Source organism: Paenibacillus sp. Y5S-9, assembly GCF_036894235.1.
GTDB lineage: Bacteria > Bacillota > Bacilli > Paenibacillales > Paenibacillaceae > Paenibacillus.
Map to the genome: position 1 here is coordinate 1,509,044 of NZ_CP145887.1, position 15,343 is coordinate 1,524,386.

The 15,343-nt window shown below is 44.6% G+C and carries 14 protein-coding genes; 8 read left to right on the plus strand and 6 right to left on the minus strand.

The window, feature by feature from the left end:
* Positions 1-66: 66 nt before the first annotated feature.
* The 4 genes from V6669_RS06600 to V6669_RS06615 all read left to right on the plus strand — a co-directional run bounded on the left by V6669_RS06600 (position 67) and on the right by V6669_RS06615 (position 4,524).
* Positions 67-1,140: an AI-2E family transporter gene (locus V6669_RS06600; protein WP_081745953.1), complete on the plus strand. Its 1,074-nt coding sequence runs from the start codon at positions 67-69 to the stop codon at positions 1,138-1,140.
* 216 nt (positions 1,141-1,356) lie between these two features.
* Positions 1,357-1,752 carry a GntR family transcriptional regulator gene (locus tag V6669_RS06605; protein ID WP_264931832.1) on the plus strand — a complete coding sequence of 132 codons (396 nt, stop codon included), beginning with the start codon at positions 1,357-1,359 and terminating at the stop codon, positions 1,750-1,752.
* Between the two features lie 23 nt (positions 1,753-1,775).
* A complete protein-coding gene (locus V6669_RS06610) occupies positions 1,776-2,876 on the plus strand; it encodes a DUF5808 domain-containing protein (protein WP_338591993.1) in 1,101 nt (366 codons plus the stop codon).
* Positions 2,877-2,934: 58 nt separating this feature from the next.
* Positions 2,935-4,524: an alpha/beta fold hydrolase gene (locus V6669_RS06615; protein ID WP_338591995.1), complete on the plus strand. Its 1,590-nt coding sequence runs from the start codon at positions 2,935-2,937 to the stop codon at positions 4,522-4,524.
* A gap of 121 nt (positions 4,525-4,645) precedes the next feature.
* On the opposite strand, the gene V6669_RS06620 is transcribed toward V6669_RS06615, so the two are convergent.
* Complete coding sequence (locus V6669_RS06620) at positions 4,646-6,004, minus strand: hemolysin family protein (protein WP_091033797.1); 1,359 nt, start codon at positions 6,002-6,004, stop codon at positions 4,646-4,648.
* A gap of 376 nt (positions 6,005-6,380) precedes the next feature.
* Here V6669_RS06620 and cls point away from each other — a divergent pair, with 376 nt between their 5' ends.
* Both cls and V6669_RS06630 read left to right on the plus strand, forming a co-directional pair.
* Entirely contained in the window at positions 6,381-7,820 is a 1,440-nt protein-coding gene (gene cls / locus V6669_RS06625; protein ID WP_047841979.1) for a cardiolipin synthase, read from the plus strand.
* A 348-nt stretch (positions 7,821-8,168) separates the two neighbouring features.
* Complete coding sequence (locus V6669_RS06630) at positions 8,169-9,080, plus strand: YitT family protein (protein WP_036611290.1); 912 nt, start codon at positions 8,169-8,171, stop codon at positions 9,078-9,080.
* 55 nt (positions 9,081-9,135) lie between these two features.
* Here V6669_RS06630 and ligD read toward each other — a convergent pair whose 3' ends face one another.
* The 5 genes from ligD to V6669_RS06655 form a co-directional block, all read right to left on the minus strand.
* Positions 9,136-10,026, minus strand: coding sequence for a non-homologous end-joining DNA ligase (ligD, locus tag V6669_RS06635; protein ID WP_133386729.1), 891 nt, complete (start codon positions 10,024-10,026; stop codon positions 9,136-9,138).
* 40 nt (positions 10,027-10,066) lie between these two features.
* Positions 10,067-11,017, minus strand: a complete 951-nt coding sequence (locus V6669_RS06640; protein WP_338592001.1) for an RNA ligase family protein — start codon at positions 11,015-11,017, stop codon at positions 10,067-10,069.
* A 35-nt stretch (positions 11,018-11,052) separates the two neighbouring features.
* Positions 11,053-12,165: an endospore germination permease gene (locus V6669_RS06645; RefSeq protein ID WP_338592003.1), complete on the minus strand. Its 1,113-nt coding sequence runs from the start codon at positions 12,163-12,165 to the stop codon at positions 11,053-11,055.
* 178 nt (positions 12,166-12,343) lie between these two features.
* Positions 12,344-13,213 (minus strand): VOC family protein, encoded by an 870-nt coding sequence (locus V6669_RS06650; protein ID WP_338592005.1) that lies wholly within the window; start codon positions 13,211-13,213, stop codon positions 12,344-12,346.
* A gap of 317 nt (positions 13,214-13,530) precedes the next feature.
* Positions 13,531-14,445, minus strand: coding sequence for a Ku protein (locus tag V6669_RS06655; RefSeq protein WP_338592007.1), 915 nt, complete (start codon positions 14,443-14,445; stop codon positions 13,531-13,533).
* Between the two features lie 263 nt (positions 14,446-14,708).
* Between V6669_RS06655 and V6669_RS06660 the strand changes: the two genes are divergently transcribed.
* Entirely contained in the window at positions 14,709-15,005 is a 297-nt protein-coding gene (locus V6669_RS06660; protein WP_338592010.1) for a hypothetical protein, read from the plus strand.
* A gap of 4 nt (positions 15,006-15,009) precedes the next feature.
* Entirely contained in the window at positions 15,010-15,186 is a 177-nt protein-coding gene (locus V6669_RS06665) for an H-type small acid-soluble spore protein (protein WP_026081228.1), read from the plus strand.
* Positions 15,187-15,343 lie beyond the last annotated feature (157 nt).

Genomic DNA, 15,343 nt, shown 5'->3' on the forward strand with positions numbered 1-15,343 from the left:
TGACTAGATATACATATGAACGCCGCAGTCACTTTGGCAGAGCAGCGCATGGAGGGATCACGTTTCTTGATAAATAACAAGTTCTACCGCATATGCACAGCGATTATTCTGCTGCTGCTCATCGTGTATCTGGGGGAAAAAGTGAACTTTATTTTCAGCCCCCTGACCTCACTGATTCACATCATCATCATTCCGCTGCTGATTGCCGGTTTCTTCTATTATCTGTTGCGTCCGCTCGTCGATTATATGGAAAGGCATAAGATCAAACGTGCATTGTCAGTTCTGATTATTTATGTCGTAATTGCATTAATACTTGCAGGTTTTAGTGTGCTTGTATGGCCTTCCCTGCGTGAACAATTGATGAATTTCGTGGAGAATGCTCCAGCGTTGGTTACTTCACTCAGCGATCAGTTGAATGCACTTGAAAAGAGCAATGTTGTATCCAGATACCTGCCTGATGATTCCAATCTATTCTCACGATTATCCGATGTTCTGAGCCAAGGGATCACTCAGGTAACCAATTATGTCTCCGGGTTATTCTCCGTGGTATCCAATCTGGTTATTATTCTGGCAACGTTCCCGATCATGTTGTATTACATGCTCAAGGAAGGCAGCAAGTTTGGAACGAATCTGACCTTATTGTTGCCAAGGCATTATCGAAAGGATGGGGAAGAAACCGTCCATGAGATTGATGAAGCACTAAGCAACTATATTGTTGGCCGGGTTATTGTTAATGTAGCCCTGGGGATTCTGATGTACATCGGTTTTCTCATCTTAGGTTTGCCTTACGCATTGCTGCTGACTGTTGTATCGATTATTCTGAACTTCATCCCTTATGTGGGTGCTTTGCTGGCAGCTATTCCGGTTGTCATTGTTGCGTTTATCGAATCACCTTCGATGGCGATCTGGTCACTGGTCATCATTGTAATCGCACAGCAAATTCAGGATAACCTGATCTCACCTTATGTCTATGGCAAACAGCTCGATATTCATCCACTGACTACCGTTATCCTTTTGCTCGTGGGTGCTGACCTGGGAAATATCTTGGGTATGATCATCGTGATTCCCCTATATATGATTCTGAAAATTATAGTTCGCAAAATCCATTATCGGATTGTCGAAGATAAGACTGAAACTTAAATGGAATTTGAAATACAACGCTATCATGTGTAACTACTAATGTTTGTTCTTGAATCACATCGATAAGCTCAACAGGATAAGCCGCATATCAATGGTGAAGGGTCAGGTAAGTTTGCCCTCGCCATTGTTATGCGGCTTTTTTCTCATACATATTGCTCACTTATGTTATACCTGTTATACTTGATATATAACAGATAACAAAAAGAAGGTGAACTCTTGATTATTCAACTGGATATGCAATCCGAACTTCCTATCTATTCGCAACTTGTTTATCAAATTATTGAAGGCATTGCTAGTGGTGAGTTACAGCTAGGTGAGGCGTTACCTTCAGTTCGGAATTTGGCCGCAGATATCGGTGTTAACCTTCACACCGTCAACAAGGCTTATACATTACTCAAGCAAGATGGATACATCCTGGTTCATAGACAAAAGGGAGTTGTAGTGAACCCTGATGGAATGCCTGGTTTAACGGATGATTTTTTGAAAAAGCAGCAAAGCGAATTAAGACCGATTATTGCCGAAGCGATCTGTCGCGGAATGACCAAAGAGGAACTATCTGCGGTGTTAGACCAAATGTATGATGATGTGAAGATGGGTCACAACAGAGAATAACGAATCAAGGGAGTGTGTTATGTATGCAACTATTTAGTATATTACCTATCATTTTAATCTTTGCTCCATTAGCCTTACTTCTATCCTTTACACCATATGTGACAAGGGAAACCATTAGCTTTGGGGTTACGGTAAGTCAATATAATTACTACACACCCATCTTACGTAAGCTAAGAAGTACGTTTGCTACAGTAAGTCTGATCGGAAACGGGATGATTATACTTGTCTGTCTGTATTTTCTCCGATCTGCTAATGAAGATTCTACCGCAATGATTACCGGTGTTAGCACAATGATATTTATTGTGTACTGGGCAGCACTACACATATTATTTCATTTCAAGATGAAAAAGATAAAAGGATCACTTACAACTGTAGAAGCACCTCAAAGAGTTAAAATCGATACCACCTTCCGCCAAAATAAACTCACCTATTCCAACTATTGGTTTCTCATTCACATTGCTATTATTGCAGCCGTTGCGATCATTTCGATCCTGAATTATAAGGCACTCCCTAACGTCATTCCAATAAAATATGATCTTCAGGGTCATGTCACTTCCAGTGTGCCTAAAACCTACCTCTCGGTACTGGCTATTAATCTTGTACAGCTAGGAATCATTGCACTTATGATGTTGGTTAACTGGAGTATTAAATCAAGCAAACAACAGCTTACTACGTCTAATCCGGGCCAATTTGCTGCTGAAAATATTCAATTCCGCCGTAAATGGTCCCTATTTACGCTTGTAACAGGCTTACTTCTTACCATTTTATTTGCCTTCATTCAGATCAATATGTTCGTCCCTAATCTGGTCTTGTTAACAGCTATTAGCTTCATCACTCCTGTGGTGATCGTGTTAGGTGTTGTATGGCTGTCTCTCACAGGCAGACAAGGCGGTGGGAAAATTCGGAATCATCAGGAAGATCGCGAACGATCCAAAGAACAGCCTGTGAATGACGATGATTATTGGAAGCTTGGGTTTATTTACTTCAATGCCAACGATCCTTCTTTAACCATAGAAAAGCGTTATGGAATAGGCTGGACGATTAACTTCGCTCGTCCACTATCTTGGGTCCTGCTGTTATTCATCATTGCTATTGTTGTTATAAGCATAGTCCTAAGCCAATAAAGGCTCATAATGCTATGCATATAATAGATGAAATTAATTATTAGGAGGAGTTATTACAATGAACAATTGGAAAAAGCTATTACTTTCTCTTACTTTCGTAGGTCTCATCCTTCCGGTAACATCCATCTCAGAAGCTGCTGAAAAATCCGCTGGTAGTGAAAATCTTGTTCCTATTCGTGAGATTGCAGAAAAGAATGGGGCAGAGGTATCTTGGCAACAAAAGACAGGAGAAATCACAATACGAAAAAGTGAGCTTACGATTGTAGTTAAGGTAGGAGAGAAACAGGCGATGGTGAATGGGCAAGCCATATCCTTAGACAGTCCTGTTCAGTTAACGAAAGGAGTTACCTATATGGATGGGACATTTCTTTCCGAGACGTTGAAGGCAGAACCTGAGGATATATTCATTTCCCTTATTAGTGAGGGCGATGGCAAGGAGGCTGCCAAGTATGTTCATACCTCTGTGAGTGGCGTGTTGTCACCCACGTTGTTGAGTCAGCTGTGGGGAGCTTTAGAAGGACAAAATGGCAAAATTACAAGTGAAGCCATAGCTAAACACGTAGAAAATAACACAGTGCATCGCAATGTCACCTATACGTTCAAAACAGAGCTGACTCGTATAAATATTACGGTCAGAATGAATCATAACGGACTTGTGGATGATTTGCATATTGCTGCCGCTACGCCAGATGTGTATCAAAAACCAAGCTACGACGACCCATCTGCCTATACAGAACAAGACATTACGGTTGGTCAGGGTGATTTAGCTTTGCCAGGGACATTAACTTTGCCCAAGGGAGAGGGACCTTTCCCGGTTGTCGTTCTGGTACACGGATCCGGGCCTAGCAATCAAGATGCTGCCATTGGTGGTGCAAAGCCGTTTCGCGATCTTGCGGTAGGTTTGGCTTCACAAGGAGTTGCTGTATTAAGATACGATAAGGTCACGTATGAGCATACCTATAAGGTGGCTTCACAGCCTAAATTCACATTAAAACAAGAGAGCGTAGATCAGGTAAACGATGCAGTGGAATTGCTTAAAAAGAATGCACATATTGATTCTACAGCGATTTTTGTAGCTGGACATAGTCAAGGCGGGTTTGCAATGCCGTTAATTATTGCTGAGGATAAACAACATGATATTGCAGGAAGTATTCTGCTTGCTGCACCGAGTAGTAGCTTTGTGGATGTGCTTACCGAGCAGCAGGACGAATTGGTAGAGCGGATGAAGCAGCTTGGTTTAGACACGGATGTCATTCAAGGGCAAGCTGATTTTTATAAAAATGTGGCTGCGATGGTTAAAGATCCAAAATATTCTGTAGATCATCTTCCTGAGGCGTTTCCACTTCAACCTGCTTATTGGTGGTTTGAGCAGAGAGATTATGTACCTGCGGAACTGGCTAAAACACAAAATACACCTATGCTTGTTATACAAGGCGAAAACGATGTGCAAGTGTCTATGAATCAATTCCAAACCTGGAAATCGTCTCTTCAAGGTCATTCCAATGTAACGTACAATAGCTATCCAAAGGTAAATCATCTGTTATCCAGCTATGATGGACTTTCAATCGGTCAAGAGTACGCTGAGCCATCTAATGTCTCCAAAGCCATTATCGATGATATTGCGAAGTGGGTATTAAAATCAAACTAAAACGGGAGTTCCATTCTTTGGTCGAGTGATAACATGGGGAAGTGACACATGGGGCGAGAAATAAGAAAAGGAGCACTTACCATTATAGGCAAGTGCTCCTCTTCTTATTTCTAAATTTGCTTTATTTAGACCAATTGGACTCTTTCTCGTCTTCATCGGTATAATCAGACATGGTCAGTGGTTCCTTGGGAACAACGGCCACTTTGTAGAACCGATTCTTGTCTTTTTCCAGCAAAACAAAGATTAGATTCTCGAACTCATATTCTTCCTGTTCATTCATCTCGGGACGATGGCTGTAGAGCCATCCACCAATGGTGTCCCACTCATCTGCATCCAGGCTGGACATAAACATGTCGTTCACCTTCGATAAGGAAACCTTGCCATCCATAATGACATAGTTCTCATTGATGACTTGAATATCTTCCACTTCGTCTGCGTCGAACTCGTCGCGAATCTCACCAACAATCTGCTCAAGCACATCCTCAATGGTTACAATTCCGGAAGTTCCTCCATATTCGTCGACAAGTACGGCGATATGTACGCCATCCTTCTGCATTTTCTTGAGCAAGTCCTTCACAGGAGTTGTTTCGTGAACAGCCGATACAGGCTGAATCAGGGAGGATAGATCGACAGGTTCATCGTTTCCGTATAGTTCCAGGAAGAATTGTTTCGTATTAATGATACCGATGATATCGTCTTTACTCTCATTCACTACTGGAAAACGTGTATATTGTTCTTCACGAATGATCTCCAGGTTTTCCTCGTTTGTTCTATTCACATAAAGGCAGACCATATCGGTCCGGGGTACCATAATTTCTTTGGCTAACATCTCATCAAAAGCAAAGATCCGGCTTACATAACCGAACTCGGCTTGGTTGATTTTACCACTTTCAAAGCTTTCATTAATGATGATCTGCAACTCTTCTTCGGAGTGTGCATCTTCATGTTCAGAAGCAGGTTTGATTCCGAACAGTTTTACCAGTTGGTTCGCTGAGCCGTTTAACAGCCAGATAAAAGGATACATAATTCGGTTAAACCAGATGATAGGTGTAGACGTCAGCAGTGCAACAGTCTCGGCTTTCCGGATTGCAATCGTTTTTGGAGCGAGTTCACCAACCACAACATGCAGATACGTGATGGAAGCAAACGCAATAACAAACGATAAGAATGAAGAAACCGCCTCAGGAATTTGCATGCTTTCGAACACAGGGTGGAGAATCTTCTCTACCGTTGGTTCTCCCAGCCAGCCCAGTCCCAGAGATGTGATCGTGATTCCAAGCTGGCAGGCAGACAAATATCCGTCCAGATTGGCAACGGCTTGTTTAACAGCCAGCGCACGCTTGTTTCCTTCTGCAATCATTTGGTCGATCCGGCTCGGTCTAACCCGTACCAGAGCGAATTCCACTGCGACAAAAAACGCCGAAAGTCCTATCAAAATCGCAACCAATACTAAATTTAACGCATACCTCTCACTGTCCATTCACTACTGTTCTCCTTTAAGTAATAAGTTTTTAACGATTATTATATCTAATTTTACGTAAGAAGACCACCTCCAGACAAAGAAATGAGGAAGAGTCTGGAAGGCGGAATGAGCAGATTGGCGTCACAATGCGAATCTGCTCCATCATTAAACTGATATGTAGAAGGTAACACAGTCAGAATATACAATGAACAAAGTAGAAATTTGAATTTCCAGAATGAAGTATTCCGTCTGCTTATGTAAAGTTTTATCTAAGCAAACGTTACGAATAGGGGGTACATTGGGTATCTATGATTAGCTGTATACATAATCGTCAAAGATGTGTAGGTGAGAGAAAGGCAAGGTCATGAAGCTTGCCACTTGAGGAGGAAGCCGAATGTTCTGGCTGGTCATTATATTACTCGTATTTATTTTCCAGGCAGCCACAATTCTTTTGCTGGAATTTCGTAATCCGGCTAAAGCTGTGGCTTGGCTGTTTATTTTGTTCTGCGTGCCTTTGATCGGTTTTGTAGTGTACTATTTTGTGGCGCAGGATTATAACAAACGAAAAAAGCTCCGCAAGGGTGGATCGCGCATCTTCCGTGAAATGAAGGAAACGATCTGGGAACAAGCCCACATCATTGGAGATGTCGAACAGATGCCGGGCGATCGTTTCAGTCACCAGCATCGATTGTTTAACCTGTTATCTCATCTGTCGGAGAGCCCGATTACAGGTTGTAACCACAGTACGGTGCTCACAAATGGTGAAGAGGCATTTGCGGCAATGCTGAGGGAAATGGAAAAAGCAAAGCACCATCTGCATGTGGAATTTTACATTTTCCGTGATGATGTGATCAGTACGAAGTTTCAGGATGTCATGATTCGCAAGGCACAGGAGGGCGTGAAGGTTCGGTTTATATGTGACGGTCTCGGCAGTCACAAGATGAGCTGGAGTTTTATCCGCAAACTGCAGGATGCAGGTGTGGAGTTTCATTATTTTCTACCGCCACTGATTGCCACGATTGACCGAAGAGTCAACTACCGGAATCACCGTAAAATAGTCGTTGTGGATGGACAGGTTGGCTTCGTGGGTGGCATCAATGTAGGCGATGATTACCTTGGACAATATCCGGAGGTGGGTTTCTGGCGGGATACACATGTGCAGATCGAGGGAGATGCTGTATATTTCCTGCAAAGTACGTTTCTTAACGACTGGAAATTGGCTTCCGGTGAGCGAATTACCGAACCCCAGCTTGCGGAATTGTTTCCACCTCATATCTGTAGCGGGGAAGAACGAATTCAGATTCTGGCCAGTGGGCCGGATCAGGACTGGGATGCGATTCAGGAAATGTGTTTTGGGGCCATTTCGGTAGCCTGTGACCGGATTTACATTACCACCCCTTATTTTATTCCTGATCCTGCCCTGTATGAGGCACTCAAAACAGCTGCTGTCAGTGGCGTTGATGTGAAAATTATCATTCCGTATCAATCCGATTCAAAGCTTGTTCATTTGGCGTCCCTTTCATACGTAGAGGAGTTACTGCGAGCAGGTGTTGAGTTTTTCCAATATCGCAAAGGTTTTGTACATGCCAAAGTGATGATTGTGGATGAGTTGCTTGCAACGGTAGGCACGGCCAATATGGATATGCGCAGTTTTTTTTGCAATTTTGAGTTAACGGCTGTCCTGTTCGAGTCCTCTCCGATTCGTCGTTTGATCACTGACTTTGAACGTGATCTCGGGGAATGCAGTCAGATCGATGGGGAGGTATTTCAGAAGCGTTCACGACGGCAAAAAGGTGCAGAAATGCTTTCTCGGATGCTTTCTCCGCTTCTTTAGCCGATTTAGGGCAGATTTCTGAAGATAAGTTCACTTTTTGTGAATTTATCTTCTTTTTGCTAAGTATTTTGCGCAAATTTGATCTTTTATGATATAATAGATATATAAATCATGTCTTGGCGAAGGAGGGGAGTCTGCGGGAAAACAGGCTCCCTTTTGCTCTCTTTTGAAAGTGCAAACCGGGATGAATAACATTTTGAATCCATTTTATATCGCCTTTAGATGCTTGCGCTGTATAGCCAGGGTACATATAGAACGCAGTTTGCTGTTCTCCATATGTAGATTCACCCTGAGTATTTAAATGATTTATAAAATGGATTCACACACTGATTTAACGGGGGGGATACCATGTCTAATGTAACGGTGAAAGAACTAACAGCCAAGCAAGCTGACCGCGGGGTCAAAAGCTCGGTGTTTACATTAAAGCTGCTGCAACGTATTGTGATGATTCTGATCGGTGCTGCACTAATGGCTGTATCGCTTGAAGTGTTTCTCGTACCGAATGGTGTTATTGATGGTGGGATTACGGGGATTTCAATTATGGTGTCAGAACTTACAAATTTGCCACTCGGAGTATTCCTGACCTTGCTCAACTTGCCTTTCCTGATTCTGGGTTACAAGCAGATTGGTAAAACATTTGCGTTATCCACGTTGCTGGGGATTGTGGTCATGTCCATCGGGACATCATTATTGCACCATGTTCCTGCATTAACACCAGGGGAGCCTTTGCTCGGAGCTGTATTTGGCGGATTGATCCTGGGTGTGGGTGTTGGACTTGTCATTCGGTCTGGCGGTTCACTGGATGGTACGGAGATTGTGGCCATCTTGCTTAGTGAGAAGTCACCTTTGTCTGTAGGACAGATCGTATTGTTCATTAACGTGTTTATTTTCGCAGGTGCAGGATTTGTATTCGGCTGGCCGAATGCCCTGTATTCCATGATTGCATATTATATTGCGATGAAGATGATTGATATTGTGAATGAAGGACTTGACCAGTCCAAATCGGTATGGATCATTAGTGAGAAATATCGTGATATCGGTTCAGCCCTGACAGACCGTCTTGGTCGTGGTGTAACTTTCCTCGATGGAGAGGGCGGATTCAGCGGGGACGAGAAAAAGATCATTTTTGTCGTGATCACCCGTTTGGAAGAAGCGAAGCTGAAGACCATCGTTGAAGATTGGGACCCGCAAGCCTTTGTGGCTATCGGTAACATTCATGACGTGAAGGGCGGACGTTTCAAGAAAAAAGGTATCCATTAGCGAATTATATACGCATGAATGATAATAGCCGACACCCTTGTGATGAGGGAGTCGGCTATTTTTTCTTCAAATGTTTGAGAATGAGCTCTACCGGTTGGGGTTCAACAGCTGCGATTAAATCACCGGTTTTGTTCAAACGTTCAATAATGTTCATCAGATGGTAATCCTGGATGGAGACGTTACTTCTAACCTCTTCCCAGGTAAGGGGTGTGGAGACAGTGGCGCCGGATTTGGCACGTGGTGTATAGGGAGCGGCAAGGGTCTTGCCACCATAATGCTGGAGGTAGTCAAAATAAATGCGATCTCCACGGTCCTTTTTAAGTCGTTCCAGTGTGAACAGATCCGGGTGCTTTTGAGTGACATATTTGCCCACAAAATAACCGATATCTCGTAATTCATCAAAGGTTACACCTTGAATAATCGGAACGATGATCTGAACGCCTGTTGCGCCCGAAGTTTTGGGAATCGACCTCAGACCAAGGGAAGTCAGGGTTTCGCCAACGATGAGTGCAGCTTGCATGATCCGGGGTTCATGTTCCTGAGAGGGGTCCAGATCAATCATCCATTCACTGGGAAGATGGCTCCCCACAGCATGCAGTGAAGGATGAAATTCAAGTGCGGCCAGATTGCCAAGCCATAACAATTCGGGAAGTCCATTCATGACTACATAGCGGATGCCGTCGTGAACTTCAGTCCGCACATAATCTGGTACAGGCTCAGGGGCATTCTTTTGATAGAAAAATGTCCCTCCAGCACCGTGAGGATACCTTATTGTGGTCAGAAGTCGATTGCTCGTATACGTGAGCAGATAAGGAGCCAGAGCGGCCAGCTTTTGCAGATAGATGGCTTTGGTGACACCTGCATCCGGCCATAACAGCTTGTCTGGGTTCGTGACCGTCAGTTCTATGCCTTCTATTATGATGGTTCCCTGGATCTTGGGGGCCATATGGAATACCTCCTATACGTGTAATCAATCTTGGACTGACTCATTGAAGAAGCTGGTTCGCCAGACAATCCTCACGGGTTACATCCGCGAAGGTCTGAATACTGGGATGGCGTAGAGTATTATGATGAGTTAGCTCCATATATTGCACTTTGACTCCTATTCGCGGTTCGACCCAGGTGGTCTCTGCACTGCGCTCGGGTACATTATGGAACGGCCTGTCCTGCCTGATCAGAGGCTCGACTTGATGTGTGAGTTCCCGCCACGTATTGGAGTTCAGTTTGCCAGTCCCAACATGACCAATATAGACAAAATCAGGCCCATCATATACACCAACCGCGACGGCATTTACAATACCGCTCCGGTACGTGACTCCCCCGATCATGGCGTATACATCATGCATAATTTTGACCTTCTGCCAGCGCTGGTCCTTGCCCTGTATGCCATAACTGCTGGTGAGATCCTTGCAGACAATGCCTTCCATCTGATGTTGTCTCATGACCGTAAGCAGGGAAGAGGCATCAAGTGTATTGGTGACCTCCTGAACATGGGGAGCGGTGTTAAGGACCTCGTGCAACAGGCGCTGTCGATCTGCCAAAGGCTGATCCGTCACCCATTTCCCCTCATAAAACAGGATATCAAATACCATATATGTGACTGGAATCTGATGTATGGCTTGGGAGATACCTTCGGGTCTGCTCATCCGATCCCGCCGCAGAACGTGATAAAACGAAGGTTTTCCGGTGTCCGGGTCCAGCGCAATAACTTCTCCATCCAAGATATAAGAGGTTCCTGAACATAAATTGCGTGGTGTTACCAGCTCGGGATACTGTGCGGTTCGATCATGTAATCTGCGATTCACCAGGCGCAGCTCATGCCCGTCCTCATAGGCAAGCATGCGGACTCCATCCCACTTGACCTGGGCAATCCATTGCGGACCTGTGGGCAAAGTATCTCTGGAGATAGGTTCGAACGGAATCAACGGTTTGAACATGGGGAACTCCTCTCTCGTACACCAATTAGCGCAGGTTAATTCGGAATTTTACTATATTTTTTGAAGCGGGATCTCATATGTTGCACCAGAATTAGAAGTAACGGAAGTGCTATGCCACAGGTCAGATCCCAATCAATCCAATAGGGAATAACGACCTTGAGATAAAAGTTCTCGTTCGGAGAGATTAGAATAGACATGGCGAGAATAAGCATGGCACCCGGCAGGATCAGAGAACGGTGACTGGACAAGCGAAACAGGTGAGCGACGCCCAGGACAAAACCATAGAAGAACAGAGCGGCTTTGAAGAAAACAGCGATAATCCAGACCGATGCTATGAAGGCTTCGATGCGTTGCATAAAGTTTCCGATATTGATTTTCTGTGAAAGAATGAATGAAGCGAACCAGTGATGCTGGGTCATCCATGGTCCCATAACGAGCAGACACATACTGAGCGTCAGTGTGAGTAACAATCCGCCAATCATCCCTGCTAACAGGATGTCCTTCTCCAGATGGGGCTCTTTTTTTGTGTAGGGAAAAAGCATCATGAAGATGCATAGTTCACAGTAGGGATATGTAAGTACAGCAACAAAACCTTTGAATGGATCAAGAAATCCTTGTGCAAGCACAGGTTGGATGTTGGCCAAATGTACATGGGGGATTAGACATACCGTCAGAATAAGCAGAAACAACACGATCAGAGGAAGAAAGACCTCAGCAGTTTTACCAATGCTCTCCAGACCCGACAGAAGCCCCCAGACAAGCGCACACATAAAAACCAAATGCAGAATCAGTAATGGAGATTCCGGCAAGATCTGGGTAGACATAAAATCGCCAATCTCCCTAATGAACGTCGAGGTACTGAGCAGGAAATAAAAGAGATAAAAAGAGCCAAACAAGGTTCCGATCCAGGGTCCCAGTGTTCGAAGGGCATTTTGAATCAGATTTAACCGGGGATGCAGTTTGTAGGCAACAAGCATAATGAAGAGTATGCCAAGGCCCCCTGCGACTCCCAACAAGGCTGATAACCAGGCATCCTGATGAGCGTAGGATGTGATCATGGAAGGGAAGACCAGAATCTGCTCCCCAATTGTGCACAGGAACATGAGTGAAGCGAGCTGTCTAACAGTCAAACGTCCCTTTTCGATCATGAGGTATCTCCTTAACATATCTTGTCTATGTATTGGTTAGAATGCACCAATTGTGCCAGTTTTATAAAAGCCAACTCAAAAAGCCCGTGCTACCGATCTCTCTGTGATGCAGAGAAATCAGTTACCCGGGCTTAATAAAATGAGGTTAAGCAAACATATTCTAACGCCTAAACAAAATTCAGTTCGCAGTTGTCAGACGGATACGAATATTTTGTGGGTCTACCGTAAACCAGGTACCCTCCACTTGTGTAACGACTGCACCGGATTGACGCAATTGTTCAAGTGCCTGATCCAATTGTTCGTTTGTGGCGTACACAATGGTGAAGTAGTCAATTCCTGTAGCGTTATCTGGATTAACAGGTGCATTCACTCCTGCCCAGATATTAAGTCCCAGATGATGATGATAACCGCCTGCGGATACAAATAGTGCTGACATGTTCGCGAAGTTACCCACGATATCAAAACCGAGTATGCCGGTGTAATAGTTGCGGGCTTCTTCCAGGCTGCGGACGTGGAAATGTACGTGACCAATAACGGTGCCAGCAGGCAGACCCTGCCAAGGTTCATTCTCCGATATGGCAAACAAGCTTTCCACATCAACAGGATCACTTGCCATCACGTAGTTATTGTCGCTATCCCGTTTCCACGTATCACGTGCACGGTCAGCGTAGATCTCAATCCCGTTCTGATCGGGATCGGAGATATAGAAGGCTTCGCTGACCAAGTGATCGCCTTGGCCGATATCGATACCGGATGCAGCCAGATTACGAAGAGATAGACCCAGGGACTTGCGGTCAGGCAGCAGAATGGCGAAATGATACAAGCCAGCGTGTGAGCGTTCCGGCAGGGTAATTCCATCGGTGAGCTCTTCCAATCGCAGCAGGGACTGTTTTCCGTCGGCTGTCAACGTTGCGACTTTGCCGCTACGCTCCAGTAATTTCAATCCAACGACATCGGTATAGAACTTAATTGAACGCTCTAGGTTCATAATTCGTAGACTCACTTCACCCAGATGGGTTGTCGCAGGGATTTGATACGTTGTATTCATGATTGTTTCCTCCTGAGAATAGATAATATGGGTTCTCGTTTGATTGTGTATATGCGTTGAAAACGGATTATTTAATTGCATATTGTTGAAGCAGAAGTACAGGGTGACTGTATATTCATAAATAAGTTACTTTTCATAAGTTAATATAAAATATAAATCAGCTTTCGTCAATCGTATTCTGCAATTATAGCTGTAGTTGTATTGACAAGAACTGCTTCGATAGTTCTGTAAAACAAAAAAATCCGACTGTGAAGCCGGATCGGAGTAAACATCATTACATGAGTTATATAACGGAAACGGTCTTGCCTGGGTGACAGTCAAACTTTTGGTTTGGATGTGGCCTTTTTTCTTTTGGCTGGTGCAGCAGGTGTATCGGATTCTCCTCCGGCAACCGCTTGAGCAGGCGTTTTTCGCGGTGCACGTTTCTTAGGCTTGGCCGTTGTTGTTCCAGGGTCAGCCGGAATAGGCTTCACGGCCTCGATGCTTGCCTGCAAGGCAGCCATCAAATCCATCACATTGGCTTCAGGTTTGGCTGGAGCAATCTTAATTTCTTCGCCTGCCACTTTGTGCTGGATAAGATCCAGCAGTTTGCTGCGATAGTCATCGGTGTATTTAACGGGTTCAAAAGGCGTGGACAATTGATCAATCAGCAACTTTGCCATCGTAAGTTCCTTTTCATTCACGTTCTGAACTTCCGGCAAGTTGGGCACCTGGGAGACAGGACGAATCTCGTCCGGATAGAAAATTGTCTCCATGGAGAGGCAATCTTCCAGCACGCGTATGGCAGCCAGACTGCTCTTCGAGCGAATGGAGATTTTGGCGATGCCAATTTTGCCGGTATCCCGCATCGCGTTCATCAACAGTTGGTAGGCATTTCCCCCAGCCTGATCGGGCGATAGGTAATATGTTTTCTGAAAATAGATCGGGTCAATCTCAGTCAAGTCGACAAAATCCAGTATGGTAATGGTTTTGCTGGTGGAATCATTTAACGCTTCCAATTCATCTTTCTCGAAGAGTACAAACTTTCCTTTTTCATATTCATAGCCTTTGGTAATCTCTTCCCACTTGACGTCCACTTCACAGGATGGACATTGACGAACATAAGCGAGCGGGCTGCCGCAGACTTTATGGATGTATCGCATGGAGATGTCTTTGTCTTCGGTAGCCGAGAACATTTTGACAGGGACATGCACAAGGCCAAAACTGATTGCACCTTTCCAGACGGTATGCATAGATCGGCTCCTTTCATTGAGGTACCTTTTAGAGGTTGTTCAAAAATTCCATCTTCTCGGTACTGAAACCGGACTTTTTGAACACGGATTTATATTTAATAGTATGGGCATCTGGCGCAAGGGATAATCGTCTAATGGACGAACGAATTCGTATGGTTCGGCGAGACTCGGGGATGATAACAGAAACATGCTTGGATTCCGACAGGATGACGAGCATGGGACAGGTAGTTATTCTCGCAGCACATATGCCGGGAGGTGCAATATTGAAAAACAGACGTGATGAAGAAGAAGCACACAAGCATGCATTTTCTCCGTACCCTCTTGGGGAAGCCGAAAGCGCTGAAGAATTTTATACACCAGCAACAGATGTGAATTGGGAAGCGGTCACTTCTGAAGAATTGCCCCTTGATCGGGAGTCGTTCATGCTCGACATTGACCGGATGGTGAATGAAGGGTTAGGCGGGGGACAGGTTACGGAAGATAACGGTTATATTGGTGAAAGTACAACAGATAGCATGGTTCGAGAATCACATGATGATCCGGAAGGGGAGTATGAATAAGATGATGGATGCAAAGCGCGCCAAAGCGATCTATGATTCCAAGGATACCATTGCCGTTACATTGGAGGGAGATCCAGTCTGGATCGAGAACGTTGATGAAGCCAACGGCATGGCGACCGTTCAGGTTGGCAGCAGACCCGGAAATACTCAGACGGTACGTGTGGATCGTTTGGAGGAGTAGATAGAGGTAACATGTAGTAGTGATTGAGAATTCGGAGAATGAATAAAAGCTGAAATATGTGCATAACACGGCCGGTACCGAGAGGTGCCGGTTTTTGGTTTTTCCTAATAGGTGTCTGAAACTTCGAAGGAAGCGAGTTTTGAGACACGTCTAATCA

Bases quoted from the DNA above. Each gene is read 5' to 3' on its own strand.
- V6669_RS06610 (WP_338591993.1), top strand. From the start codon at position 1,776: ATGCAACTATTTAGTATATTACCTATCATTTTAATCTTTGCTCCATTA.
- V6669_RS06615 (WP_338591995.1), top strand. From the start codon at position 2,935: ATGAACAATTGGAAAAAGCTATTACTTTCTCTTACTTTCGTAGGTCTC.
- V6669_RS06620 (WP_091033797.1), bottom strand. From the start codon at position 6,004: ATGGACAGTGAGAGGTATGCGTTAAATTTAGTATTGGTTGCGATTTTG.
- cls (WP_047841979.1), top strand. From the start codon at position 6,381: ATGTTCTGGCTGGTCATTATATTACTCGTATTTATTTTCCAGGCAGCC.
- V6669_RS06630 (WP_036611290.1), top strand. From the start codon at position 8,169: ATGTCTAATGTAACGGTGAAAGAACTAACAGCCAAGCAAGCTGACCGC.
- ligD (WP_133386729.1), bottom strand. From the start codon at position 10,026: ATGGCCCCCAAGATCCAGGGAACCATCATAATAGAAGGCATAGAACTG.
- V6669_RS06640 (WP_338592001.1), bottom strand. From the start codon at position 11,017: ATGTTCAAACCGTTGATTCCGTTCGAACCTATCTCCAGAGATACTTTG.
- V6669_RS06645 (WP_338592003.1), bottom strand. From the start codon at position 12,165: ATGATCGAAAAGGGACGTTTGACTGTTAGACAGCTCGCTTCACTCATG.
- V6669_RS06650 (WP_338592005.1), bottom strand. From the start codon at position 13,213: ATGAATACAACGTATCAAATCCCTGCGACAACCCATCTGGGTGAAGTG.
- V6669_RS06655 (WP_338592007.1), bottom strand. From the start codon at position 14,445: ATGCATACCGTCTGGAAAGGTGCAATCAGTTTTGGCCTTGTGCATGTC.
- V6669_RS06665 (WP_026081228.1), top strand. From the start codon at position 15,010: ATGGATGCAAAGCGCGCCAAAGCGATCTATGATTCCAAGGATACCATT.